General features: G+C 69.1%; 22 protein-coding genes. 9 read left to right on the top strand and 13 right to left on the bottom strand.

Annotation, left to right across the window (positions count from 1 at the left end; translation table 11 throughout):
• Positions 1–22: 22 nt before the first annotated feature.
• A complete protein-coding gene (locus AC1U2B_RS18230; protein ID WP_043392495.1) occupies positions 23–259 on the top strand; it encodes a mycoredoxin in 237 nt (78 codons plus the stop codon).
• Between the two features lie 48 nt (positions 260–307).
• Here AC1U2B_RS18230 and nudC read toward each other — a convergent pair whose 3' ends face one another.
• Positions 308–1,234 carry an NAD(+) diphosphatase gene (nudC, locus tag AC1U2B_RS18235; RefSeq protein WP_480217881.1) on the bottom strand — a complete coding sequence of 309 codons (927 nt, stop codon included), beginning with the start codon at positions 1,232–1,234 and terminating at the stop codon, positions 308–310.
• A gap of 8 nt (positions 1,235–1,242) precedes the next feature.
• The gene (locus tag AC1U2B_RS18240; RefSeq protein WP_043392491.1) at positions 1,243–2,322 is read right to left on the bottom strand and encodes a potassium channel family protein; all 1,080 of its coding nucleotides are present in this window, start codon (positions 2,320–2,322) and stop codon (positions 1,243–1,245) included.
• 60 nt (positions 2,323–2,382) lie between these two features.
• Between AC1U2B_RS18240 and AC1U2B_RS18245 the strand changes: the two genes are divergently transcribed.
• Entirely contained in the window at positions 2,383–2,790 is a 408-nt protein-coding gene (locus AC1U2B_RS18245; protein WP_480217882.1) for a DoxX family protein, read from the top strand.
• Here AC1U2B_RS18245 and AC1U2B_RS18250 read toward each other — a convergent pair.
• Both AC1U2B_RS18250 and AC1U2B_RS18255 read right to left on the bottom strand, forming a co-directional pair.
• Positions 2,773–6,033, bottom strand: coding sequence for an ATP-dependent helicase (locus AC1U2B_RS18250; protein WP_480217883.1), 3,261 nt, complete (start codon positions 6,031–6,033; stop codon positions 2,773–2,775). The two genes, AC1U2B_RS18245 and AC1U2B_RS18250, sit on opposite strands and share 18 nt — an antisense overlap.
• The gene (locus tag AC1U2B_RS18255; protein WP_480217884.1) at positions 6,024–9,155 is read right to left on the bottom strand and encodes an ATP-dependent helicase; all 3,132 of its coding nucleotides are present in this window, start codon (positions 9,153–9,155) and stop codon (positions 6,024–6,026) included. Before AC1U2B_RS18255 ends, AC1U2B_RS18250 begins: the two co-directional genes overlap by 10 nt.
• Before the next feature lie 88 nt (positions 9,156–9,243).
• Between AC1U2B_RS18255 and AC1U2B_RS18260 the strand changes: the two genes are divergently transcribed.
• Together AC1U2B_RS18260 and AC1U2B_RS18265 are read left to right on the top strand one after the other, a co-directional pair.
• On the top strand, positions 9,244–10,029 hold the full coding sequence (locus AC1U2B_RS18260; protein WP_390892792.1) for an alpha/beta fold hydrolase: 786 nt from the start codon (positions 9,244–9,246) through the stop codon (positions 10,027–10,029).
• 2 nt (positions 10,030–10,031) lie between these two features.
• Complete coding sequence (locus AC1U2B_RS18265) at positions 10,032–10,328, top strand: MGMT family protein (protein ID WP_043392484.1); 297 nt, start codon at positions 10,032–10,034, stop codon at positions 10,326–10,328.
• 39 nt (positions 10,329–10,367) lie between these two features.
• Here AC1U2B_RS18265 and AC1U2B_RS18270 read toward each other — a convergent pair whose 3' ends face one another.
• The 6 genes from AC1U2B_RS18270 to AC1U2B_RS18295 form a co-directional block, all read right to left on the bottom strand.
• Positions 10,368–11,327: an isopenicillin N synthase family dioxygenase gene (locus AC1U2B_RS18270; protein WP_480217885.1), complete on the bottom strand. Its 960-nt coding sequence runs from the start codon at positions 11,325–11,327 to the stop codon at positions 10,368–10,370.
• Positions 11,324–11,764 carry a nucleoside deaminase gene (locus tag AC1U2B_RS18275; RefSeq protein WP_480217886.1) on the bottom strand — a complete coding sequence of 147 codons (441 nt, stop codon included), beginning with the start codon at positions 11,762–11,764 and terminating at the stop codon, positions 11,324–11,326. The genes AC1U2B_RS18270 and AC1U2B_RS18275 overlap by 4 nt, the downstream gene beginning before the upstream one ends.
• Positions 11,761–13,155 carry a purine-cytosine permease family protein gene (locus AC1U2B_RS18280; RefSeq protein WP_480217887.1) on the bottom strand — a complete coding sequence of 465 codons (1,395 nt, stop codon included), beginning with the start codon at positions 13,153–13,155 and terminating at the stop codon, positions 11,761–11,763. The genes AC1U2B_RS18275 and AC1U2B_RS18280 overlap by 4 nt, the downstream gene beginning before the upstream one ends.
• 57 nt (positions 13,156–13,212) lie before the next feature.
• Positions 13,213–14,067, bottom strand: a complete 855-nt coding sequence (locus AC1U2B_RS18285) for a TIGR02569 family protein (protein ID WP_043392475.1) — start codon at positions 14,065–14,067, stop codon at positions 13,213–13,215.
• 36 nt (positions 14,068–14,103) lie between these two features.
• Complete coding sequence (moeZ, locus tag AC1U2B_RS18290) at positions 14,104–15,282, bottom strand: adenylyltransferase/sulfurtransferase MoeZ (protein ID WP_480217888.1); 1,179 nt, start codon at positions 15,280–15,282, stop codon at positions 14,104–14,106.
• A gap of 65 nt (positions 15,283–15,347) precedes the next feature.
• Positions 15,348–16,394, bottom strand: a complete 1,047-nt coding sequence (locus AC1U2B_RS18295; protein WP_480217889.1) for a DUF3152 domain-containing protein — start codon at positions 16,392–16,394, stop codon at positions 15,348–15,350.
• 256 nt (positions 16,395–16,650) lie between these two features.
• Between AC1U2B_RS18295 and fasR the strand changes: the two genes are divergently transcribed.
• On the top strand, positions 16,651–17,328 hold the full coding sequence (fasR, locus tag AC1U2B_RS18300) for an HTH-type transcriptional activator FasR (RefSeq protein ID WP_043392938.1): 678 nt from the start codon (positions 16,651–16,653) through the stop codon (positions 17,326–17,328).
• Between the two features lie 69 nt (positions 17,329–17,397).
• On the opposite strand, the gene AC1U2B_RS18305 is transcribed toward fasR, so the two are convergent.
• Complete coding sequence (locus AC1U2B_RS18305) at positions 17,398–17,634, bottom strand: DUF3107 domain-containing protein (RefSeq protein WP_043392935.1); 237 nt, start codon at positions 17,632–17,634, stop codon at positions 17,398–17,400.
• Between the two features lie 359 nt (positions 17,635–17,993).
• On the opposite strand from AC1U2B_RS18305, the gene AC1U2B_RS18310 reads away from it, so the two are divergent.
• Complete coding sequence (locus AC1U2B_RS18310) at positions 17,994–18,893, top strand: hypothetical protein (RefSeq protein ID WP_480217890.1); 900 nt, start codon at positions 17,994–17,996, stop codon at positions 18,891–18,893.
• A 33-nt stretch (positions 18,894–18,926) separates the two neighbouring features.
• Here AC1U2B_RS18310 and AC1U2B_RS18315 read toward each other — a convergent pair whose 3' ends face one another.
• Entirely contained in the window at positions 18,927–19,628 is a 702-nt protein-coding gene (locus tag AC1U2B_RS18315; protein ID WP_043392464.1) for a ferritin-like fold-containing protein, read from the bottom strand.
• A gap of 302 nt (positions 19,629–19,930) precedes the next feature.
• Between AC1U2B_RS18315 and AC1U2B_RS18320 the strand changes: the two genes are divergently transcribed.
• Together AC1U2B_RS18320 and AC1U2B_RS18325 are read left to right on the top strand one after the other, a co-directional pair.
• A complete protein-coding gene (locus AC1U2B_RS18320) occupies positions 19,931–21,493 on the top strand; it encodes a DEAD/DEAH box helicase (protein WP_480217891.1) in 1,563 nt (520 codons plus the stop codon).
• A 20-nt stretch (positions 21,494–21,513) separates the two neighbouring features.
• Positions 21,514–22,728, top strand: coding sequence for an Rv3212 family protein (locus AC1U2B_RS18325; RefSeq protein WP_480217892.1), 1,215 nt, complete (start codon positions 21,514–21,516; stop codon positions 22,726–22,728).
• Positions 22,729–22,737: 9 nt separating this feature from the next.
• Here AC1U2B_RS18325 and AC1U2B_RS18330 read toward each other — a convergent pair whose 3' ends face one another.
• A complete protein-coding gene (locus AC1U2B_RS18330; protein ID WP_043392459.1) occupies positions 22,738–23,541 on the bottom strand; it encodes a ParA family protein in 804 nt (267 codons plus the stop codon).
• Positions 23,542–23,555: 14 nt separating this feature from the next.
• On the opposite strand from AC1U2B_RS18330, the gene AC1U2B_RS18335 reads away from it, so the two are divergent.
• On the top strand, positions 23,556–24,215 hold the full coding sequence (locus tag AC1U2B_RS18335) for an acid phosphatase (RefSeq protein ID WP_377042012.1): 660 nt from the start codon (positions 23,556–23,558) through the stop codon (positions 24,213–24,215).
• Positions 24,216–24,234: the final 19 nt, after the last annotated feature.

Raw genomic sequence — 24,234 nt, forward strand, 5'->3', positions numbered from 1 at the left:
ATCGGATACGTTGAGTCGCGTTATGAGTGCACTGATCATGTACAGCACGACCTGGTGCGGCTACTGCAAGCGGCTCAAGACCGCGCTGAAGGCCGAAGGCATCCCGTACACCGAGATCGACATCGAGCAGGACATGGACGCAGCCAAGTTCGTGATGTCGGTCAACGGCGGCAACCAGACGGTGCCGACGGTGAAGTTCCCGGACGGCAGCGCGCTGACGAACCCCAGCATCAAGGACGTCAAAGCCAAGCTGAACTAGCGATTTGTGCACGATTTTCCGCGCCAGCCGCGGATTTTCGTGCACAAATCACAGGGCTGCCCAGGATTCGATGATCTCCCGGGCGATCGAGATCGAGCCGGGCAGCAGCAGCCGGGAATCCGACGTGCTGTTCCAGTCGCCGTGCTCGAGCGCCTCGCGCACCTCGGCCCGGGTGAACCAGTCGGCCTCGGCGATCTCGCCGTCATTGAACGCGAACGGCTGCTCCGGATCGCCGATGGCGTGGAAGCCGACCATCAGCGAGCGCGGGAACGGCCAGGGCTGACTGCCCAGGTACTTGACGTCGGTGACGGCGAGGCCGATCTCCTCGGCGATCTCGCGGACCACGCAGGACTCGAACGACTCACCGGCTTCCACGAACCCGGCCAGCAGCGAGAACAGCCGCTCCGGCCAATTCGTCTGCCGGGCCAGTACGGCGCGGTCGTGGCCGTTGTGCACCAGGCAGATGATCGCCGGGTCGATGCGCGGGAATTCCTCGTGGCCACCGATGCTGTTGACGCGCGCCCAGCCGCCCTTGATCGCCTTGGTGGGTGCGCCGTCGATGGCGCTGAAACGGGCGCTGTCGTGCCAGTTCAGCAGTGCCGTCGCGGTCGAGACGAGCTGCGCGCTGATGTCGTCGAAGATGGTCCCGGCCCGGCGCAGGTCGAGCACCTCGACCGGTTGACCGGACGGCTCCGCCGGTTCTTCGAGTGCGCCGCGCACACCCCACACGTGCCGGCCGTCGGGCATCCGGCCCAGGAACACCGCGTGCTCGTCGGGCTTGTCCCCGAGTTCCGCCGCACGCCCCAGCACCACCTGGCCGCCGGAGATCAGCACCTGGTTGCGCCGGTCGACGCGCAGCAGCAGCGCGTCTTTCCAGCCGGCGATGGCGGCGTCGACATCGGTGCGCAGCGTGTCGGCCCGGTCCGCACCGACCCGAGACAGCAGCGGGACATTACGCAGGGTGAAATCGCTCATCGCCGCGCCTACCGTTCGACTTCGGCGTTGCGGATGTAGAGCAGGCGGTCCCCGGCGGCGAGGGCGTCGACCTCAGGGGCATCGACCCTGAGCAACTTCCCGCCACGCACCACGCCGAGCACGATGTCCGACAGGTGCCGCGGCGAGCCGCCGAGTTCCTTGGCCTCGACCTCACGCTCGGAGATCGCAAAGCCTGCGTCAGGGGTGAGCAGGTCTTCGACCATCTCGACCACGCTCGGGGTCTGGGTCGCGATGCCCAGCAGCCGGCCGGCGGTCTCCGAGGACACGACGGTCGAGTCCGCGCCGGACTGCCGCAGCAGATGCTGGTTCTCGGCCTCGCGGGCCGACGCGATGATCTTGGCTTTGGGCGCCACTTCGCGGGCGGTCAGCGTGACCAGCACGGCGGTGGCGTCCTTGTCCGTCGCGACCACGATGGATTTGGCGTGCTGTGCCCCGGCCAGGCGCAGCACCTCCGATTTGGTGGCGTCGCCGACCACGGTGACCAGTCCGGCAGCCCGCGCCCGGTCCAGTGCCGCCGGGTTCTCGTCGACGACGACGATGTCTCCGGGTGCGACCTCGTCGCCGACCATGGCCTGGACCGCGGTGCGGCCCTTGGTTCCATAACCGACGACGATGGTGTGATTGCGCACGCTGCTCCTCCATCGCTGAATCTTCAAGGCTTGACGCGACTGCGTGGTCAGCGTCTCGACGGTCGTACCGATCAGCACGATCAGGAACGCGATCCGCATCGGGGTGATCACCAGGACGTTGACCAGGCGCGCGCTCGGGGTGAAAGGCGTGATGTCGCCGTAGCCGGTGGTCGACAACGACACTGTCGCGTAGTAGATGCAGTCCAGGAGCGACATCTCGTTGTCTTGGACATCGCGGTAGCCGTCGCGATCGATGTACACGACGAGTACCGCCGCGCCGAGCACCACCAGCGCATAGATCACGCGGCGCGCGATCCGGCGGGCCGGGCTGACGAACGGCTCCGGGATTTGCAGTACGTCAACCAGATCCGCGTTCTGTCGGCTGGTGAGGTTCTGCTCCATGGCGGCCATGCGCCGCGACAATCTAACGCGAGCCACGACGAGCCAATATCTGGCGGAGGCTCACCACGGGACGGCTCAGCACAGCACTATGTAACCATGACCGCCCCCAGCGCTTCGGATAACACCGCCCACAGCCAGGCCCCCGCATACCGAATGGGCGCACTGCTCGTCGGAATGGGCACCCTGCATTTCGTCGCACCCAAACCGTTCGACGGCATCGTTCCGGAAGAACTGCCGGGCACTGCCCGGTTCTACACCTACGCGTCGGGCGTCGCCGAAGTCGCCGCCGGCGCAGCGCTGCTCATTCCGCGTACCCGCAAGCTCGGTGCGCTGGCCGCGGTCGCGCTGTTCATCGGGGTGTTCCCCGCGAACGTGAACATGGTCCGGCTGTGGTGGCCGAAGGGCTGGCCCGCCCGCATCGCCGCCCTGGGCCGGTTGCCGCTGCAGGTGCCGATGGTGACCCAGGCGCTCAAGGTCTACCGCAACTCACCCGACGCGCACTAGCGCCGCCAGTTCGTCGGCGCCGGGCAGGTCGGTGGGTGCCACCGTCTGCCCGGCCCGCACGTAATGGAAGACCGCCCGCACCGAATCGACGGGTACGCCCTGGATCGACGACCAGGCCAGCCGGTACACCGCCAGCTGAATCGCCTTGTTGCGCATGGTTTCCGGGGTGGTCGGCGGATCGCCGGTCTTCCAGTCCAGCACGGTGTAGCCCCCATCGGCGTCGGCGAACACCGCGTCGATGCGGCCACGGATCACGCGGTCGCCGATCACCATGTCGAACGGCACCTCGATGTCGATCGGGGTGCGGGCGGCCCAGTCCGACAGCGCGAACGCGGCCTGCAGGTCGGCCAGTTCGTCGGCGACGGCCTGCCCCAGCTCGGCGTCGACCGCACCGGGTAGGTCGTCGAGGTCGAACAGCCGCTCGGCGGAGAAGTACCGCTGCACCCAGTCGTGAAACGCGGTGCCCAGCAATGCCTGCGGGTCCGGGCGCGACGGTAGCCGGCGCTGCAGCCGTTGCAGCGCGCCGGACCGGTCGCTGCCCAGATCGACCAGCGTGCTGACCGACAGCTGGGGCGGCAACTCGACCGGACCGCGCTCCTGGATCCGTGCGCGTTCGGCCAGCAGGGCATCGACGTCGGCGGACCACCCATGGCGGTCGTCGAAGTTCTCATCACCCGTGGCGGTGAGCGCCTGCGCGACCAGGGCCGCGCCCCGGTCGACGTCACCGCGGCGGGCGCCAGCCGGGTCGATGGGCCATGCGCATTCGACGATGTTGTCGCGCAACGGATTCACGGCGCTCTCGGGCGGTGCGGGTGCCCACTGCTCGATCTCGCCGCAGGGGTCGCCATCATTGGCCGCGCGTTCGATGATGTCGCGCATCTCGATCAGGAAGTCGGATGGCCCCGCCGGCTTCGCGGCCGTCGTCCCCCAGTGGTACCCGGAGAGCAGCAGGGTGTCCTCGGCGCGGGTGAGGGCCACGTAGAGCAGGCGGCGTTCCTCATCGGTGCGCCGCTGATCGAGCAGGGCCTTGTGCGCGGCTATCTTGTCCGCCAACACCTTCCGGTCGTTGACGTCGGACGTGTCGAGCACCGGCACCCCGTGTTCGGACAACTCGGCGCGGTCACCGCGCAGCAACGGCGGCAGGTCGCCCGCGTCGGTCAGCCAGGTGCGCTGCGACGCGGTGGACGGGAACACCCGGGCAACCAGGTGCGGAACCGCGACGATCTGCCACTCCAGCCCCTTGGCGGCGTGCACCGTCAGGATCTGCACGCGGTCCGAGGCCACCGTCACCTGCGCCGGCGCCAGCCCGTTCTCGACCTCGGCGGCCGCTGTCAGATACGCCAGCAGTCCGGCGATGGGCGCGGATGCGTCGGCGTCGGTGACCGGCCGCGCGGCGTAGCCCGCGACCACATCGGCGAACGCATCGAGATGCTCGGTACCCCGCCAGCCCTCGGAAACCCCACTGGCCGCGCGGGTTTCGGCGTCGATGCCCAGGACCCGACGCGTTTCGGCGACCAGGTCGGGCAGCGGCTGATGCAGGTGCGCGCGCAGTTGGCTCAGCTCGGCAGCCAGGGCCAGCAGCCGACGGTGTCCTTCGGGCGAGTAGCGGTCGGCCGAACCTGGGTCGCTGATCGCATCGGCCAGGCAGGCGTGGTCGGCGTCGGGAGCGACGTGGGCGACGGCCTGCTCGGCGGCCGAACCGGACGTCCGCGCGGCGTCGGGCACATCCAGTTCCGAGGCGCGGCGCCACAGCGCGGCCAGGTCGGCGGCACCGAACCGCCACCGCGCGCTCGTCAGTACCCGCATCGCGGCGACCCCGGCGGTCGGCTCGGCGACCAGACGTAGCATCGCGACCACGTCGGCGACCTCCGGGATGGCCAACAGCCCGGCCAGACCGACCACCTCGACGGGGATCCCACGTGCGTTCAGCGCCTCGGCGATGGGCGCGGCGTCGGCGTTGCGGCGCACCAGGACCGCGGCCGTCGGCACCGGGTCACCAGCGGCGGCGGCACCGTGGTATCGGCGAGCCAGGTGATCGGCGACCCAATCACGCTCGGCGACAACGTCATCCAACAATGCACACTGGATGGTTCCCGGCTCGGCACCGGGCCGCGGCAGCAGTTCGCGCACGCTCACGCTGCGGCGGCGGGCCTCGGCGGACACCTCGTTGGCCAGTTTCAGGGCCCGCGGCGGGTTGCGCCAGCTGGTCCGCAATTCCAGGGTCGGGGCCGGCGAGCCGTCCGAGAGCCGGAAGTCGGTGGTGAACCGGGGCAGGTTGGTGGCCGACGCGCCGCGCCAGCCGTAGATCGATTGGATCGGGTCCCCCACCGCCGTCAGCGCCAGGCGGTCGTCGACGCCGCCACCGAACAGCGACGACAGCGCCACCCGCTGGGCATGCCCGGTGTCCTGATATTCGTCGAGCAGGACCACGCGATACCGCTCCCGCAGCTGCGCGCCGACCTGCGGGAAACCCTCGGCCAAGCGCGCCGCCGCGGACATCTGCGTACCGAAGTCCATCACCTGCGCATCCCGCATCCGCTGGTGCACCGCGTCGATGAGCGGCACCAGCTCGGCCCGCTCGGTCTGGGTGGCCAGCAGATTCAGCAGCCACTGCGTGGGCCCACCGCGCTGGCCCGGTCCCGCCGGGAGCGTGAGGATGAGCCGTTCCAGCTCGTGATGGGTGTCGCGCACGGCGTCGGTGTCGACGAGATGCTCGGACAGCTGACCGGCCAGGCGCAGCACCATCTGGGTGATCGCGGCCGGGGACTTGTCGGTGTGCAGCTGCCCCGGGAAATCGGACACCACCCGAAAAGCCAACTGCCACATCTCGGTTTCGGTGACCAGCCGGGTGGCCGGCTCGATGGGCAGCAGCAGCCCGTACTCGCGGAGCAGGGTGCCCGCGAAGGCGTGATAGGTGCTGACGGTGGCGTGCTCGTCGGCCAGCGAAACACCGGCCAACAGGCCCGAACCGGCGAGGCGGGCCAGCCGGGTACGCACGCGGCGCAGCAACTGTCCGGCTGCCTTGCGGGTGAAGGTCAGCCCCAGCACCTGCGACGGGGTCGCATAGCCGTTGGCCACCAGCCAGACCACCCGCGCGGCCATGGTCTCGGTTTTCCCCGCGCCGGCGCCGGCGATCACCACCAGCGGTCCCGGCGGGGCGGCGATGACCGCGGCCTGCTCGTCGGTGGGGGTGAACAGCCCGAGCGTCTCGGCAAGGTCGGCGGGGCTGTACGTCACGGGCATCCACCCTTCGTACCTTGCGCCGGGCACATGGCCCGCACCGGGCAGGTGGCGCAGCCGGCGCCGGCGCGCGCGACGAACTGCGGCCCGGCCGTGGCCGCCGCGGCGTCGGTGACCCGCTGCCGCCACTGCGCCTGCGCCGTCTCCCCCATCGGATCCTGCTCGCGTTCGGTGGCGCCCGCCTTGGCAGGTTTGGCCGGATACACCAACCGGCCGCCGCCCGGCTGATCACCCTGCGACACAATGCCTTCCGCGATGGCCAGCTGGTACAGCGCGAGCTGGGCATGCTGCTGGGCATCGGCCTTGGTGGCCGGGCTCTTGCCGGTCTTGACGTCGACCACCACGAGGCGTCCGTCGCGGTCGCGTTCGAGCCGGTCGATGCGTCCCTTCACCTGCACCTGCGGACCCGCATCGGCGATCACCCCGGCGACCTCGAGTTCGGTGCCGACCTCGGTGAGCTCACTGCGGCTCTCCTGCCGCCACGTCGTGAAGGTGTCCAGCATGGCGCGGTACCGCTCGAGCTCGTTGTCGGCGTACCAGTTCGAGTCGAAAGGCAGGTGCTGCCAGACCTTTTCGAGTTCGCCGCGCAGCTGGGCCTCGCTGCGACCGGAGTCGGCGACCAGGGCGTGCACCAGGGAGCCCAGTGCCGAACGCAGATCGCGGCCGTCGCTGCCGCCGTGCCGCTCCAGCATCCAGCGCAGCGGGCAGTCGGTCAGGGTCTGCACGGTCGACGGCGACACCGTGACGACGTGGTCGTCACCGGACCACAGTGGCTCGGCAGTGGACAGCTCCGTGCTGGCGTACCACTGCGCCGGGTCGGCGCCCGGCACCCCGGCCTCGGCCAGCCGCGCCAATTGTGCTGCCGCACAGAGCCGGTCGGACTCCTCGACCGCGCCGTCGGGGGCGCAGACCACCGACCGCAGCCGGCCGACCAGTGCCGACGGGGACAGCACGGCGGGCGCGTGCACCGGGAGCTCGTCGGTGTCGGGATCGGGACCGCCGGCCAGCGTCGCCAGCTCCTCGAAGAAGGTCGACGGCAGCAGCGCTTCATCGCCGTTGTCGCTGTCGACGGCCGTCACCAGCACCCGGTTGCGGGCCCGGCCCAGCGCAGCCACCAGCAGCCGCCGTTCCTCGGCCAGCAGCGGCGCGGTGGCCGACATGCCACGAACGTCACCCACGCCGTCGACGATGTCGAGCAGCTGCTGGGTCCCGAGCACCCCCCCACGCGGAACGGTGTTGGGCCACAGCCCTTCCTGCAGGCCGGCGATGACCACGAAATCCCATTCCCGTCCCAGCGCGGCATGCGCACTGACTACGGCCACCTCGGCGGCCTCCGCGCGCTCCGGCGTCGAACCCGACCACGACAGGGCCCGGACGTGGTCGATCAAACCGGTGAGGGAGGCCGCCGCGGTGCGGGCCACGTACTGGTCGGCGGTGTCGAACAGCGCGGTGACGGCGTCCAGGTCGACGCCGGCGGCGACCCCGGCCGCACCCGGGCGCCCGGCCGCAGCCTGCCACCGTCGCGACAATCCGCTGGTGTGCCAGGCCTGCCACAGCACGAACCGCGGGTCCTGGCCGGCCGTCGCCGCCCGGCGCGCCGCGTCGAGGACGGCGCGCACCCGGCGCACCGGCCGGGCCAGCTGATCCGGCAACGGGCGTTCGGTGCCGGCGGTCAGCGCCTCGGTCAGCAGCTCGCCGAACTCACGGCCACTGCCGTCGGCGCGGCGCAGGACGCGCCGCAGCTGGCGCAGCGACACCGGGTCGACCCGGCCGATGGGCCCCGTCAGCAAGGCCAGTGCCCGGTCGCCGGTCAGCTGGTCGGCGACGCAGTCCAGCACCGTGAGCAGTGCGCCCACAGCCGGATGCAGTGCCGGCGGCGCGGTGTCCGCCTGCTGCTGCACCGGCACCCCGGCAGCGGTCAGCGCCCGGGCCAGCGCCGTCCCGGCCCGCGGCACCGAGCGCACGATGACGGCCATCTGCGACCAGGGCACCCCGTCGACCAGGTGCGCGCGGCGCAGCGCGTCCGCGATCAGTGCGGATTCGGCATGCGGCGAACCCGCCACGCGCACCGTCAGCGAGCCGAGGTCGTCCGTCGTCGCCGACGTCAGGGTCCGTGACGCATCCACGCCCGGCAGCCGCCGCGCCACGGCCGTGACCGCGCCGGCCACCGCGGGTGCACACCGATGCGACTCGGTCAGAACCACCTGCGGCTGGTCGTCGGGGCCGTACAGCAGCGTCGGCTCGGCGCCGCGGTAACCGAACACCGTCTGGCTCGGATCCCCGGCGATCACCGTCAGCTGGGCGCCGGCCGCCAGCACCCGCACCAGCAGCGCGGCCTGCGGATCGAGGTGCTGCGCGTCGTCGACGAGCAGCAGCTTGATGCGGGAGCGTTCGGCGTCGAGCAGGGCGGGATCGACGGCGAAGGCCTCGAGCGCGGCGCCGACCAGCTCAGCCGCGCCCAGCGCGGGCACCGTCGCCTGCGGGGCGGCCATGCCGACGGCGCTGCGGAGCAGCATCACCTGCTCGTAGACCTGCGCGAACCGGGCCGCGGCCACCCACTCCGGGCGTCCGGCCCTGCGGCCGATCCGGCGCAGGTCCGCGGGGTCGACGCCACGTTCGGTGCAGCGGGCCAACAGGTCCCGCAATTCGGTCGCGAACCCGGCGGTGGCCAATGCCGGACGCAGGTGCAGCGGCCAGTCCACCCCGGCATCGTCGCCGTCCTCGAGATCACCGGCGAGGAGCTCGCGGATGATGCCGTCCTGCTCGGCGCTGGTGATCAGGCGCGGCGGCGGGTCGCCGGCGCGCTGCGCGGCCTGCCGCAACACGGCGAACGCGTAGGAGTGCAGGGTGCGGACCAGCGGCTCCCGGGTGACCTGGCCGGAATCGCCGAGCAGCGCCGAGGTGATGGCACCGCGGACCCGGCTGCCGAGGCGCGCCGAACCCGTGAGCAGCAGCACCGACTCCGGATCGGTCCCGGCCGCGATATGCGTTGCGGCAGTGCGGATCAGCAGTTCGGTCTTGCCGGTTCCGGGGCCGCCCAGCACCCGCACCACACCACGTTGCCCGGGCTCGGTCAGGGCATTAACCGAGCCGGGCGCGGTGAGTGCGGAGTGCGGGGCGGCCATGCACGGAATGCAACCACGGGGGTACGACAAGTTGCGTCGAAGACAGTGTCCGGCGACAGTCGGCCCAGCGTCTGGCAGCATCATTGCGGTGAGCTTGCAGGTGTACCGCTACGGACCGGCGCGGCCGGCACAGATTCTGGCCCTGCACGGCCTGACCGGCCACGGAAAGCGGTGGCAGACCCTGGCGGACGGGTATCTGCCCGAATATGCCGTGCTGGCACCGGATCTCCTGGGACATGGCCATTCGTCGTGGGCGGCGCCGTGGAACATCGACGAGAACGTCGCGGCCCTGGCTGCTCTGCTCCACGACGAGGCCGACGGTCCGGTGGTCGTGGTGGCCCATTCGTTCGGCGGCGCGATAGCACTCAATCTCGCTGCCGCCCACCCCAATCTGGTGTCGGGCCTGGTGCTGCTGGACCCCGCGACCGGGCTGGACGGCAGCTGGATGAGCGAGATCGCCGACGCCATGCTCGGGTCCCCCGACTACCCGGACCGGCAGGAGGCGCACGCCGAGAAGGTGAACGGATCGTGGGGCGAGGTCTCGGCGAAGTACCCCGGGGAACTCGAACGCGACCTGGACGAGCACCTGGTCGCCTTGCCCGGCGGACGCGTCGGCTGGCGGATCAGCCTGCCCGCCATGATGTCGTACTGGAGCGAGCTGGCCCGCCCGATTGTGTTGCCGCAGCAGGGCACCCCGACGACGCTGGTGCTGGCCAAGCAGACCCACCCGGCGTACGTGACCGGTGAGCTGGTGTCCGGGTTGCAGGCGCGGCTGGGCGCCGACTTCGAGCTGGCCGAATTCGACTGCGACCACATGGTGCCGCACGCCATGCCCGCCGAAACCGCCGATGTGATCCGGCGACACCTGGTCTGACCATGGCCGCGGTCACGGAGGAACAGGTGGAGATGGTGCGGGACCTCGTCGCCTCGATACCGTCCGGTCGGGTGTCGACCTACGGCGACATCGCCGATGCCGCAGGGCTTTCCAGCCCGCGGATCGTCGGCTGGATCATGCGGACCGATTCCTCGGACCTGCCGTGGCACCGGGTGATCAGCGCGTCGGGCCGGCCGGCAGCGCATCTGGCGACGCGGCAACTCGAAAGGCTGCGCGCCGAGGGCGTGCTGGCCGTCGACGGCCGGGTTCGGTTGCGGGAGTATCGGCACGAGTTCTGATGCTCGAGACGCCTGACCTCGAGCAGTCCCAGGCCTGGCTCACCCGACGGTGATGGCGTCCAACCGTTCCTTGATGAACTCCGAGGAGACCACCGGCGCCAGCCCGGACATCGTTCCGATGGGCGGCCCCAACGGCGTGATCAGCGCATCGTGGTTGGCTTCGTAGAAGTAGATCAGCGACACCAGGTCCTCTTCCGGAGCGTGCGGTTGCGGCGGCAGCACGCGATGCCGGCCGGACGGCCAGCGTCGACCGCTCCAATACTCCAGCAGGTCACCGATATTGACCGTCAGCGCGCCCGGTTCCCAGGGCGCGTCCTCCCAGCCCTCGGCGTCGGAATACACCTGCAGCCCGCCGGCACCCGGCTCCCGGTCGAGCACCGTGACGGTGCCGAAGTCGGTGTGCGGGCCGATGCGGAACTGGCCGGGCTCGGGTTCACCCACCACACTCACCGGTGGGTAATGGTTGATGTTCATCGTCCACGTCGGCCGATCTGCCAGCGCGGCAAAAGGATTCGCCGGCAACCCCAGCGCGTGGGCAAACAGGGCCAGCAGATCGTCGGACAGCCGGCGCATCTGGGCGGTGTATTCATCCACCAACGTCTGCAATGCGGGCACCTCGGCGGGCCACACGTTGGGGGCGAACCAGATTCGATCCACCTCCGGATCCCCGGTCGAGGTTTCCGCGCCCAGACTGAAACTCTCTTTGAGATCGGGTGGCGTCTCGGTGCCCTCGGCGTAACCGTTGGCCTCGGCGCCCGGGCCGATCCAGCCGTGCCCGCCGACCGGCACCGAGTACCGCCCCTTCACCTCGTCGGGCAAAGCGAAGAATTCCCGGCTGGCCGCGCGGACCGCAGCCGCCAACCCCTGGTCCACCCCGTGACCGGTGACCACGATGAAACCGGCTCGCTGCAGACCCTCGTCGACTTCGGCGGCCAATGCATCAGCCTCGGCTCCGCCGGTATACCAGCGGGAAATATCCACTGTCGCAATGGCACTCATTCGCCGATATCCTCCGCCCACAATTCGGGACTGGCGCTGATGAACTCTGCCATCATCGCCACGCACCGCTCGTCGTCCAAAACCGTCACCGTCACACCATGTTCGGCCAGCCAATCATGACCTCCGTGGAACGTGCGGGCCTCCCCGATCACCACCGCGCCGATGCCGAACTGCCGCACCAGGCCGCTGCAATACCAGCACGGCGAGAGCGTCGTCACCATGATGGTCGAGCGGTAGCCGCGCTGACGTCCGGCCGCACGGAACGCGTCGGTCTCGGCGTGCATCGAAGGATCATCGTTCTGCACCCGACGGTTGTGGCCGGCGCCCAGGAGCTCGCCATCGGCACGAAACAACGCCGCACCGATCGGAATACCACCCTCGGCCAACCCCGTTCGCGCTTCAGCGACCGCGACGTCGAGCATCTGCTCAGGGGTCATACGGCGGCGCATTCCGCAGCGATTTTCTTTCGACACAGCACCAGGTACGCAGCACCCGCGATGACGAAGCCGACGAAGAAGGTGATGTCGCCGAGTTTCGGTACCGCCTGGGCGATATAGCCGACGAACTTCTCCTGGTTGGAGAACAACAGCACAGACAGGCCCAGCCCCAGCGCGAAGGACAACAGCCCGGGCCAGTTCGAGTATGAGCGGTCGTAGAGGTACCCGGCGATATGTTGCCCGCGGCGCAGATACTGATCGGCGAAGACCACACCCAGCCAGGGGCCGATCCAGTAGGCGATCACCAGGAGGAACGCTTCATAGCTGTGCGCGGCATCGGGCAACGCCCACCAGGCGATCAGGAAACCGGCCACGCCGAAGAAGACGGTCACCAGCGCCCGCGCGATGTGTGGCGGCAACGTGATCCCGATGGTCACGAAAGCCATTGCCCCAGAATAGATATTGAGCGCATTGGCGGCGATCGCACCGACCGCGATGGCCATCAGTGTCGCCTTGGCCAGCCAGGGCGCAAGCTCGGCGGTGAACGACCCGGTCGGATTGCCCAGGCTCGCCGCGCCGAACGTCGTCGATGCCGCCCCGACGATCTCCAGGGCCACACACGAGACGAACAGCCCGGTGGAGGCGAAGAACCCCGTCGCGAAAGTGGACACCGCCGACGGCAGATAGCGGGTGTAGTCCGCGGCGTATGGGGTCCACCCGGCCGCGTAACCGAACGCGGTACCGACGGTGAGCAGGAAGCCCCCGAGTCCGCCGACCCCACCCGACGGCGCCGGCGCCCCCAGATCCGCGTGCGCGAAAATTCCCACCGATGCGGCGCCGAAGACGATGACGAGCGCCGGGAACGACCAGCGCTCGAACGCCTGCACCAGATTGTGGCCGAAGAACGCGAACACGGTCTGCAACACCACGATGATGATCAGGCCGATCAGTGGTCCGAAGCCGAACAGGGTGGACAAGGCAAACGCACCGCTGACACTGTTGGTGGCAAACCAGCCGACGCCCGCGGTGATCGACATCAACGTCGCAGGCAATGCGTTTCCCTTGAACCCGAACGCCATTCGTCCCAATACCATCTGCGGCACGCCGTGCAGCGGTCCACGCGCGGACAGGAAATAGTGCGCGATGGCACCCAGCCCGGTACCGATGATGATCCCGGCGACCGCCTGCCAGAAGCTCATGCCGAACGCCAGGACGGCCAGCATGCCGACGAACACCGTCGCGAATTCCATGTTGGGTGACGTCCACGTCCAGAACAGCTGACTCGGCTTGCCGTGCCGGTCCGCCTCGGCGATGAACTCGTTGCCGCCGGGTTCGACCGCAACGATCCTGTCTTGGTAGGTTCCGTCGGTGGTGGGTTCAACAGCCGTCATGCGAGGTAACTTTCTCACCGAACGGGGCACGCTGCCATTCGAATGGCGGCGAGCAGGCTAGAGAACCAGTCGCACCAGGGCCGCAGTTCGGGCCAGACCGGGGAATGCCGCAGCCGTCGACCGCGGGTGCAGGGCATGCACCGCGAGCCGGAAGATCAAGGCGCGCAACAGCATCTGTGGCCACTCGGGCAGCGACGCCCAGCGTTCGATGAGACCGTCGTCGGCCTCACCCCACGACAGCGCGTCGACAACGACCACGCCAGCGGCCCACGATGCCGGCCGCCAGTACGGCGTGATGTCGGTGATGCCGGGCGCGGCGGTGCCGGCGAACAGCACCGTGCCGTAGAGGTCGCCGTGCACCAGCTGGCTCGGGTTGCGCGTCGGCTTGCGCAGGGACGCAAGCTGATTGATCAGCTCGACCGACCGGCGGCCATCCGAGGTACCCGGCACCGCCTGCGCACCCGGCGGCAACGACTGCAGCGGCCGGTCTTCCCAGGCGGCGCGGTCGGCGGCGATGAACACGTCGACGTCGCTCCACGGCACGGCGGGCGGTTGCGTCAGGAAGCGCGGACGCTCGAGCTTGGCGGTCGCCTCGTGCAACCGCACCGCGGCCGAGACGATCTCGTCGTGACGCGGTTCAGGGGTGCCGGTGACGAACGTGTCGGCGCGCCAGCCGGCGACGACGTAGCGCCCGTCCGTCGCGCGCACGGGACGGGCCAGCCGGACGCCGTCGACGAACAGCGTCTCGCGCACTTTCGCCGACCAGGACGCCCGGGCATTGTCGGCGACCATGGACAGCACCACCTCGCCGCAGCGCCAGCCGCCCTCCCAGCTCGAGCCGAGTGGGACCGGCCGGAGACCGGTCAGGCCGAACGCCGTAAGCACATGTTCGGGAGGACGGTCGACGGTCACCCGATCAGACTAAGGTGTGCCCGCCCATCCCTGACGTCAGTACATGACCATGTCGGGTTCGAGTTGCCTGGCCCAGGCCACGATTCCGCCCTGCAGGTGCAGCGCGTCGGCGAATCCGGCCTGTTTCAGGGCGAGCAGGGCCTCTGCCGACCGGATCCCGGTCTTGCAGTACAGCACCGCAATTCGGTCCTGCGGCACCCGGGCCAACCCGGCCCCTGAGTCGAGCGTCGACTTGGGGATCAGTTCGGCGCCCTCGATGTGGTTGATGGCCCACTCCACGGGTTCCCGCACGTCGATCAGCGCGACGGGCTTGCCGGAGTCGAGCAGCTGCCGCAGCTCTGCCGGGGTGACGGACGAATCGGCCGCCGCTTCGGCTGCTTCGTCGGAGACCACGCCGCAGAACGCGTCGTAGTCGATGAGCTCGGTGATCTTCGGCGTCGCCGGATCCTTGCGGATCGCGATGGTGCGGTACGTCATGTCCAGCGCGTCGTAGATCATCAGCCGGCCCAACAGCGACTCGCCGATGCCAGTGATGAGCTTGATGGCCTCGGTACCCATCACCGAGGCGACGGAGGCGCAGAGAATCCCCAACACCCCGCCCTCGGCGCACGACGGCACCGTGCCCGGGGCCGGGGGCTCCGGGTAGAGGTCGCGGTAATTGAGCCCGCGGCCGTCGGGGGCGTCCTCCCAGAACACCGACACCTGGCCGGAGAACCGGTAGATCGAGCCCCAGACGTAGGGCTTGTGGGCCAGCACCGCGGCGTCGTTGACGAGGTAGCGGGTGGCGAAGTTGTCGGTGCCGTCGAGGATCAGGTCGTACTGCTCGAATAGCGGCACCGCGTTGTCGGTGTCGAGCCGGAACTCGTGCAGATTGACGGTGACCAGCGGGTTGATCTCCAGGATCGACTCGCGGGCACTCTGGGCCTTGGACCGGCCGACGTCGGATTGTCCGTGGATGATCTGGCGCTGCAGATTCGATTCGTCGACGACGTCGAACTCGACGATGCCGATGGTGCCGACGCCGGCCGCCGCGAGATAGAGCAGTGTCGGGGAACCCAGTCCCCCGGCACCGATCACGAGCACCCGGGCGTTCTTCAGCCGCTTCTGCCCGTCGACCCCGAGGTCCGGGATGATCAGGTGGCGGCTGTACCGCGCCACCTCGTCATGGGTGAGTTCGGCCGCCGGCTGCACCAGCGGCGGCAACGGGGTCGCCATGCCTTCAACAGTAGTGAGCCGCTTCGCCGGACATTTCCGGGCCGCTCAACGGCGACGAGCGTGGGTCAGGGAATGGGGTACGGCCAGGAGTTGACGTGGCAGGTCTTGCCGTCGGCCTTGACGGACTCCGGGTCGAATTTGGCGTCGTCGTTGTTGTTGGTCGAGAAGGTCTGCTGCATCATGATCGGCGCCAGCCCGCCGTTGTCGCCGCACGGCTCGTGCATCCGGAAGCCGAGGGCGTGCCCGACCTCGTGGTTGATCAGGTACTGGCGGTAGGAGCCGATGTCGCCCTGGAACGGGACGGCACCGCGCACCCAGCGCGCCTCGTTGATGAACACGCGGGACTGGGCCTTGCCGCCGTCGGCCGGGAAGTACGCCGGGTTGAAGCACGACGACTCCAGCGGGATGTCGTAGCCGCAGCCCTCACGCACCGTCATCGGCGACGTCAGGGACACCCGGAAGTCGGGGTTCTCCGGCGACGACGCGTCGAGCCGCGTGAAGGCGAACTTCCCATCGTGCGTCCAGCTCTTCGGGTTGGCGAGGGTTTCGGCGACCATCCGGGCAAACGCCTCGTCGCCGCCGAAGCTGGTGGTGTCGACGCCGTCCTCCACCTCGACGGTGTAGGTCACCGACTTGGTGGTGCCCTGACCGATCTTGGGGGTGGTGCCCGGCACGACGTGCCAGGCCTTGGCGCCGGCCTCGGTGAACGGCCCGCCGTCCGGGAGGATGCCGGTGGGCAGGTTGACGTCGAACTGGGTCAGGCCCTTGGGCGGTGCGCCGACGATCGCGGTGCTCGCCGAATTGATGGTGGGCTGGCCGACCATCGGTACGTGCGGGTGCGCCGGCGTGATCGGCTTGGGACCGGAGATGCCCTGGTAGACCACCATTCCGGTGACGATGGCCAGCGCCGGCAGGGCGTATGCGCGCCACCCGTACGTGGACACGAAACGACCCAGCCAGGACTGCTTGCGCCACTGCTGCCGGTCGTCCCGATTGGATCGGAGCCGCCCTGAGTCCTCCGCCACCGGATCTCGCTGCGCGCGCAAAGGCTCATGCCACTCATTGCGCACCACAGGGACGCGACCGGTGCCTCGGCCCGGGTCGTAGGTCACGGAACCAGGATGGCATAGAGCTGGGCGAACGCCGGACATGGCACGCCACCGGGCGTTCAAGTGCGGCAGACACAATCGCCGAACCGCTGGTAGCACGCGAATGCCGCGAACTAACGGTAGTAGTGTCGTGGCGATAAACTGCCGGGTCGGTCAACCTGAACAACAGGTTGGACGGCCATGAACACCAGGGTCCGGACCGGTCCCTGAACAGTTGGTCACGGACATGTGTGCCGGACAATGCCAGATTGAGGACGTGATGAGCGAGGTTGCCAACACCTCTGACGCCAGAGGAACGCAAGCCGGAACTGACGGCGCGCAGGGCGGCCCGACCACGAATCGGCGGGGTAACCGGCTGCCCCGGGACGAACGACGCGGCCAGCTGCTGATCGCGGCCAGCGACGTCTTCGTGGACCGCGGCTACCACGCCGCCGGCATGGACGAGATCGCCGAGCGCGCCGGTGTGAGCAAACCCGTCCTGTACCAACACTTTTCGTCGAAGCTGGAGCTGTACCTGGCGGTGCTGCAGCGGCACGTCGACAACCTGCTGCAGGGTGTGCGCGGGGCCTTGAGCACCACCACCGACAACCGGCTGCGCCTGCGTGCCGCCGTCGAGGCATTCTTCGACTTCATCGAGCACGACAGCCAGGGCTACCGGCTGATCTTCGAGAACGACTACGTCACCGAGCCGCAGGTCTCGGCGCAGGTCAAGGTCGCCACCGACTCGTGCACCGATGCGGTGTTCGACCTGGTCAGCAGCGACTCGGGCCTGGAAGCGCACCGCGCTCGGATGATCGCCGTCGGCCTGGTCGCGATCAGCGTCGACTGCGCCCGCTACTGGCTCAACAACGACCGCCCCATCTCGAAGGACGCGGCCGTCGACGGCACGGTGCAGTTCGCCTGGGGCGGTCTGTCACACGTTCCACTCACCCGCTGACGCGGCTCGAACCAAACAAAACTGCCCCTCTCCGAACGGAGAGGGGCAGTTTTTTGCTTGCGGCAGTAGTCAGTCCTTGCCGGTGACGCCGAAGCCGACCCGGCGGACGTCGGCCGCACCGATCTCGACGTAGGCGATCCTGGCGGTCTGCACCAGGAACCGGCGACCCTTCTCGTCAGTCAGCGCCAGGACGCCCGACTCCTTGGCGAGCGCGTCGGTGACCAACGCCTCCACTTCCTCCGGAGTCTGCGCGCTGTTGAGGAACAGTTCGCGCGGGCTGTCGGTGACCCCGATCTTGACCTCCACGCTGACCCCTTTCATTCGTTTCAAGACTTCATTCGAGCTGCAACCGAACTCTCCTCAGGAGGCTAGTGGACGACGATGGCCGCGGTACCCGCGGGCACGTTCGCCAGTGGCGAACCATGTACGGCGGTGCCGGTGGCGGACCGGTGGGACGCGCCGTCGAGGTCACGACGTCGTCACAGTTGCCGCCCGGAAATCCTCGCCCGCCGGCACCGCTTTGCGAGGTCGCGACGGGTCGTCTCGGCGCGGTGGACCCAACCGAGTCCCGACCGTTATCCGATGGCCAGCGAGCCAACCTCATCCGTAACTTTCACACCACTAGCATCGACGAGGTAAGTGAAACTCGACCGGGGAAAGTCGCCATGAGCAGGACATATTCGCGATATTCAGCACCGTCGGGGGCGTCCACCGACGGCTACGGGGACACCCCCAGCTACCAGGGTTACGACCGCGGCTACAGCTACGGCAGCGCCAACTACAGCTACGGCTCCAGCACCGGGTACGGCTCGTACAGTTCGGCCACCGATCTGGCTGACCGCCCCACCGGCGAGTACACCAGCACCTACGGCGACACCGACCGGTTCACGGCAGCAGACGCCGATTACGCCGGCAGCGATGCCGACGCGGCGTACGACGAATACGACGACGACGAGATCTACGAGTACGACGACGCCATCGATCGGCGCTGGGTGTGGGTGGCCGGCGTCGCCGGCGCCATCCTGCTGGTCGCGGTCATCTGCACCGTCGTGATCCTCGGCGGCGGCGACAGCGGCCCGGTCACCGCGCCGATCACCCCGCCCAGCACCAGCCAGTCCGCCGCGCCGTCGGCCTCGGCAGCACCGTCAGCGGCTCCGCGCCCCCGGGTGACCGCCGCGCCGCCGTCGGCGTCGCTGGCACCCGAGACCGTCACGACCGTCACCCCGACCGCACCGGCCCCGACGGCCGAGGCCGTCCCGCCGGTCGATCCGGCGGCCGTACCCGCGGCGCCCGTCCCGAACACGGTGACGTACCGGATCACCGGCAACAAATCGCTGTTGGACCTGGTCACGGTCATCTACACAGACGGCCAGGGCGCGCTGCAGACGGACGTCAACGTGTCCCTGCCGTGGGCCAAGACGGTCACCCTGAACCCGGGCGTCTCGCTGAGCTCGGTGACCGCCACCAGCGTCACCGGTCAGCTGAACTGCTCGATCAGCGATGGGTCGGGCGCAGCGGTCGCCGCGCAGAACAACAACACGTTGATCACCACCTGCACGAAGTAGTCACCACGGCACCACAGAACCGGGTGCGTGAGCTCAGCCGAGGCCGAGTTCGCGTACCCGGTTTTTGTGTGTCTCCTGCAGGCGCTCGAAGAACTCGGTCATCTGGGTCAGGCCCTCGCCGCTGGACAGCACCAGGTCGACGAGTTCGTCGTGCTCGGCCATCACGAACTGCGCCTGGGTGATCGCCTCCCCCAGCAACCGCCGCGACCACAACGCCAGCCGGTGCCGCTGCCGGTCACTGGCGCCGACCGCGGCCCGCACCTCGGCCACCACGAATTGGGAGTGTCCGGTTTCCGACAGCACCGCACGCACCACGTCGGCTGCCTCTGCGGGCAGCGAACCGGCGATCTCCAAGTAGAAGTCCGCCGCCAGGGCGTCGCCGACATAGGTCTTGACCAACGCCTCCAGCCAGGTGCTCGGAGTCGTCAGCCGATGGTAATTCTCCAGTGCTGGAGCGTATTTCGTCATCGCGGGCACGACGTCGACGCCACGACGCAGCAAGGCCTCGCGCAACACGTCGAAGTGGCCCATCTCGGCAGCGGCCATCCGCGCCAGGTTGATGCGGCCGGCCAGGTTCGGCGCCATCCGCGCCTCCTCGGTCAACCGGTAGAACGCGGCGACCTCCCCGTAGGCCAACAACGCGAACAACTCGTTGATACCGGGATGATCACCGGACACCGCCGGCTGCACCGGAGTTGCCGTCTGCTCGGGCTGCGCCTGGGACGTCGAAGGCATGGCCCCAACTCTAGACCGCGACTCGCGTCACAGCCGACCGGCGACGCGACCAGCTACAATAGTCTCGGCTGTAGCCGTTTCCGTAGAGCGAGACAGGCTGCGACCAAGGAAATGTGCGTGCACGTGTTGGCCCGCCTCCATCCGCGACCTACGCGGTAGGCGGTTCTCCAGCTCGCCGGAAACCCGGCTGAATTCGGCAGAATCGCCCCGAGGGCCCCAAGTGTTTGTCGTCAGACTCGTGCGCGCGTGGAACAACAGCGAGCACTGACTCCGATGACACTGGAAGGCATCCACGCCACCTCATGACCGCTTTAACTGCAACGATCACAGAAGAAAAAACCTTCGCTGACCTCGGCGTTCGGGACGAAATCGTCCAGGCACTCACCGAGGACGGCAAGCACCACCCGTTCGCCATCCAGGAGCTGACCCTCCCGTTGGCGCTGGCCGGCGACGACCTCATCGGCCAGGCCCGCACCGGTATGGGCAAGACCCTGGCGTTCGGCGTGCCGCTGCTGCACCGCGTCGCCTCCGATGCTTCGCTACCGCTGACCGGCACCCCCCGCGCCCTCGTCGTGGTCCCCACCCGCGAGCTCTGCATCCAGGTGTACGGCGACCTGACGATGGCCGGCAAACACCTCAGGGCCGGCGAGTCCGGGGAACGCAAACTCCGCGTCGAAGCCATCTACGGTGGCCGTCCCTACGAGCCGCAGATCGAAGCCCTGAAGCAGGGCGTCGACGTCATCGTCGGCACCCCGGGCCGGCTCCTGGACCTGGCTCAGCAGGGCCACCTGCAGCTCGGCGGCCTGAGCGTCCTGGTCCTCGACGAGGCCGACGAGATGCTGGACCTGGGCTTCCTGCCCGACATCGAGCGCATCCTGCGCCTGACCCCGGATTCCCGGCAGGCGATGCTGTTCTCGGCCACCATGCCGGACCCGATCATCACGCTGGCCCGCACCTTCATGAACCAGCCGACGCACATCCGGGCCGAGGCCCCGCACTCGGCGGCCACCCACGACTCCACCAAGCAGCACGTCTACCGCGCCCACGCGCTGGACAAGGTGGAGATGGTCAGTCGCATCCTGCAGGCCAACGGCCGCGGCGCGACCATGATCTTCACCCGCACCAAACGCACCGCCCAGAAGGTGTCCGACGAGCTCGCCGAGCGCGGCTTCAAGGTCGGCGCTGTCCACGGTGACCTGGGCCAGATCGCCCGCGAGAAGGCCCTCAAGTCGTTCCGCAACGGAGAAATCGACGTCCTGGTGGCCACCGACGTCGCAGCCCGCGGCATCGACATCGACGACATCACGCACGTCATCAACTACCAGATCCCCGAGGACGAAATGTCCTACGTGCACCGCATCGGCCGCACCGGTCGCGCCGGCAAGACCGGTATCGCGGTCACGCTGGTGGACTGGGACGAGCTGACCCGCTGGACGATGATCGACAAGGCCCTCAACCTGGACTGCCCGGACCCGGCCGAGACCTACTCCCGCTCGCCGCACCTGTACGAAGAGCTGGACATCCCGACCGACGTCACCGGCTCGGTCGGTACGTCCCGGGCCAAGCCCGCGAAGAAGTCGGCAGCTGACCCCGAGCTCAAGCGCGAGTCCAGCACCGACAAGGACCGCCCGGCCCGCGGCCGCAGCCGGTCTCGCCGCCGCMCCCGCGCCGGCGAGTCGGCCACCGGCCACGTCGAGGCATCCGGAACCGCCGACGGCGAGACCGCCGAAGGCAGTGCACCGGAAGGTGACAGCCCCGCCGAGTCGACCCACTCGGGTCGTCGCCGCCGGCGTCGTCGTCCGAGCAAGGCCACAGCGGGGGCAGCCACTGACGCCCCGGCCGTCGCAGCGCCTGCAGCCGAGTAGCCGCAGGTCGTCGGCGTCCTATGGTCAAACCGGAACGACGTACCAAAGCTGATCTGATCGCCGCCGCGGCCATCGTGGTGGTGGTCGCCGTCGGCGCAGCGGTGATCTGGTGGAACAGCGACGCGCGGGCCACCGTCAGCAGGCCCGCAGACCGTCCCATCCCGGCGTTGCATGCCGCGAAGACGGTGCCCACGGCGCTGCATGAACTGTGGACCGCGGCCAGCGGCAAGACCACCCAGCCGGCTGTCGTCAGCGGTGTCGTGGTCACGGGCAACGGCGATGAGATGCAGGGTCGCGACCCGGTCACCGGCAACACCCTGTGGAGCTACTCGCGCGACCGCGAGCTGTGCGGCGTCACGACCGTCTACCAATTCGCGGTGGCGGTGTATCCCGACGGGCGCGGCTGCGGACAGGCCAGCGCCATCGATGCGAGCACCGGGCGACGCGGCCCCGCCCGCAGCAGCCTGGCCGACGCCGAGGTGAAGCTGTCCACCGACGGCACGACGATCCTGTCGTACGGCGACAGCCGGCTCGAGCAGTGGCGCTCCGACCTGGTGCGGATGATCAGCTACGGCTACCTCGACGCGGTCGTCAAACCCGGCGTCCCGGCCTCTCCCCTGTGCCGACTGACGTCCGCCGCGGCCAGCCCGTCGTCGGTGGCCGTGATGGAGGCCTGCCCCAAGCAGAACGACCTGCGGCTGACGCTGCTCAAGGCAGCCAAGGAAGAGGACCAGCCGGACGTCAAGCGCGTGGCGCTACCGGGAGTCACCGCGGACTCCGACGCGCAGGTGATCGCGGTGTCAGAGACCAAGACGGCGATCTACGTGCCGACGCCGCAGCCGTGCGTGAACATCATCGACGAAACCGGCAACACCATCGCCAGCACCTTGCTGCCGCATCCCCCGACGCCGGTGACCGCGACGACTCGCGTCGGTGACGTCGTCACCTGGTACACGGGCGATTCGGTGCTGGTCTTCGACGCCAACGGGCTGCGCTACCGGTACACCGTCAGCGCGCAGGGCGGGCAGGCACCGATCGGCCCGGCCACCATGCTCGCCGGGCATCTGCTGGTTCCGGTGACCAGCGGCTACGACACGTTCGACGCGCTGAGCGGCGCCGGCCAGACGCACATCGCGCTGGCCCGGCAACCGGTCAACACCGCGGTCATTCCCACCATGGCGGGCCCGACGCTGCTGGAGCAGCGCGGCAGCCAGTTGGTCGCGTTGGGTCAGTGACCCGACCGATCACACGTCAGGGGTGAAGACGGGCAGCGCCTTGTTCTTCTTCCAGTGCTTCAGCAGAGCCGACGCCAGCTCGCGATAAGCGATGGCGCCCTTGTTCTTTCGGCCCGCGAGCACCGACGAACCGGAGGCGCTGGCCTCGGCGAAGCGTACCGTCCGCGGGATCGGCGGGGCGAGCACCACGAGGCTGTAGCGGTCGGCCACGTCGAGCAGGACGTCCCGGCTGTGCGTGGTGCGGGCGTCGTACAGCGTCGGCAGCGCGCCCAGCAGCCGCAGGTCGGGGTTGGTGATCTGCTGCACGTCGGTGACGGTCCGCAGGAACTGGCCGACACCGCGGTGGGCCAGCGTCTCGCACTGCAGCGGCACGACGACGTCGTTCGCGGCGGTCAGACCGTTCAGGGTCAGCACGCCCAGCGACGGCGGGCAGTCGATGATGACCACATCGAACTGGTCGGCGATCTTCGCCAGCGCGCGTTTGAGCGCGTACTCCCGGCCGGCCCGCATCAGCAGCATGGCCTCGGCGCCGGCCAGGTCGATGTTGGCCGGCAGCAGCGTCATGCCTTCGGCGGTCGAGACCAGCGCAGTGTCGGGTTCCACGTCACCGAGCAGCACCTCGTGCACCGACACCGGCAGCTTGTCCGGATCCTGGCCGAGGGAGAAGGTCAGACAGCCCTGCGGATCGAGGTCGACAAGCAGAACCCGCTGGCCTTCCTCGGTCAGCGCTGCACCCAGAGAAGCCACTGTTGTCGTTTTTGCGACGCCACCCTTTTGGTTGGCGACCGCAAGTACCCGCGTCACGGTGCCCATCCTGACACGCGGCCATGTGGCGCCGCTCACCGTGGGGCAGAATCTCGGGCGTGAGTACCGCAGCCGACCCGTCAAAACACCGGCTGCTCCTGCTTCGCCACGGGCAGACCGAATGGTCGCGCAGCGGCCGGCACACCGGACGCACCGACCTGGAGCTGACCGAGGAAGGCCGGCAGCAGGCCCGCAGCGCCGCCTCGGCACTGGCCGAGCTGAAGCTCGACGATCCGCTGGTGATCAGCAGCCCGCGCCAACGCGCCGTCGTCACCGCCGAACTGGCCGGGCTGGACGTCGCCGAGACCACCGAGCTACTGGCCGAGTGGGACTACGGCGACTACGAGGGCCTCACCACCCCGCAGATTCGCGAGCAGGTCCCCGACTGGCTGGTGTGGACACACGGCTGCCCCGGCGGCGAGAGCCTGGCCGACGTCAGCGCCCGCGCCGACCGTGCCGTGGCGCTGGCCCTGGAACACCTGGCGACGCGCGACGTCGTGTTCGTCGGGCACGGTCACTTCTCGCGCGCGGTGATGACCCGCTGGATGGAGCTTCCGATCACCGACGGCATCCGGATCTCCATGGCGGCGGCCTCGATCTCGGTGTGCGGCTTCGAGCATGGCGTGCGCCAGCTCGTCGCGCTCGGTCTGACCGGCCACCCCAACCCGTGCCTGCCCGAGTGAACCCGGTCTTTGTACTGGC

This window comes from Mycolicibacterium sp. P4_G11 (genome assembly GCF_056555145.1).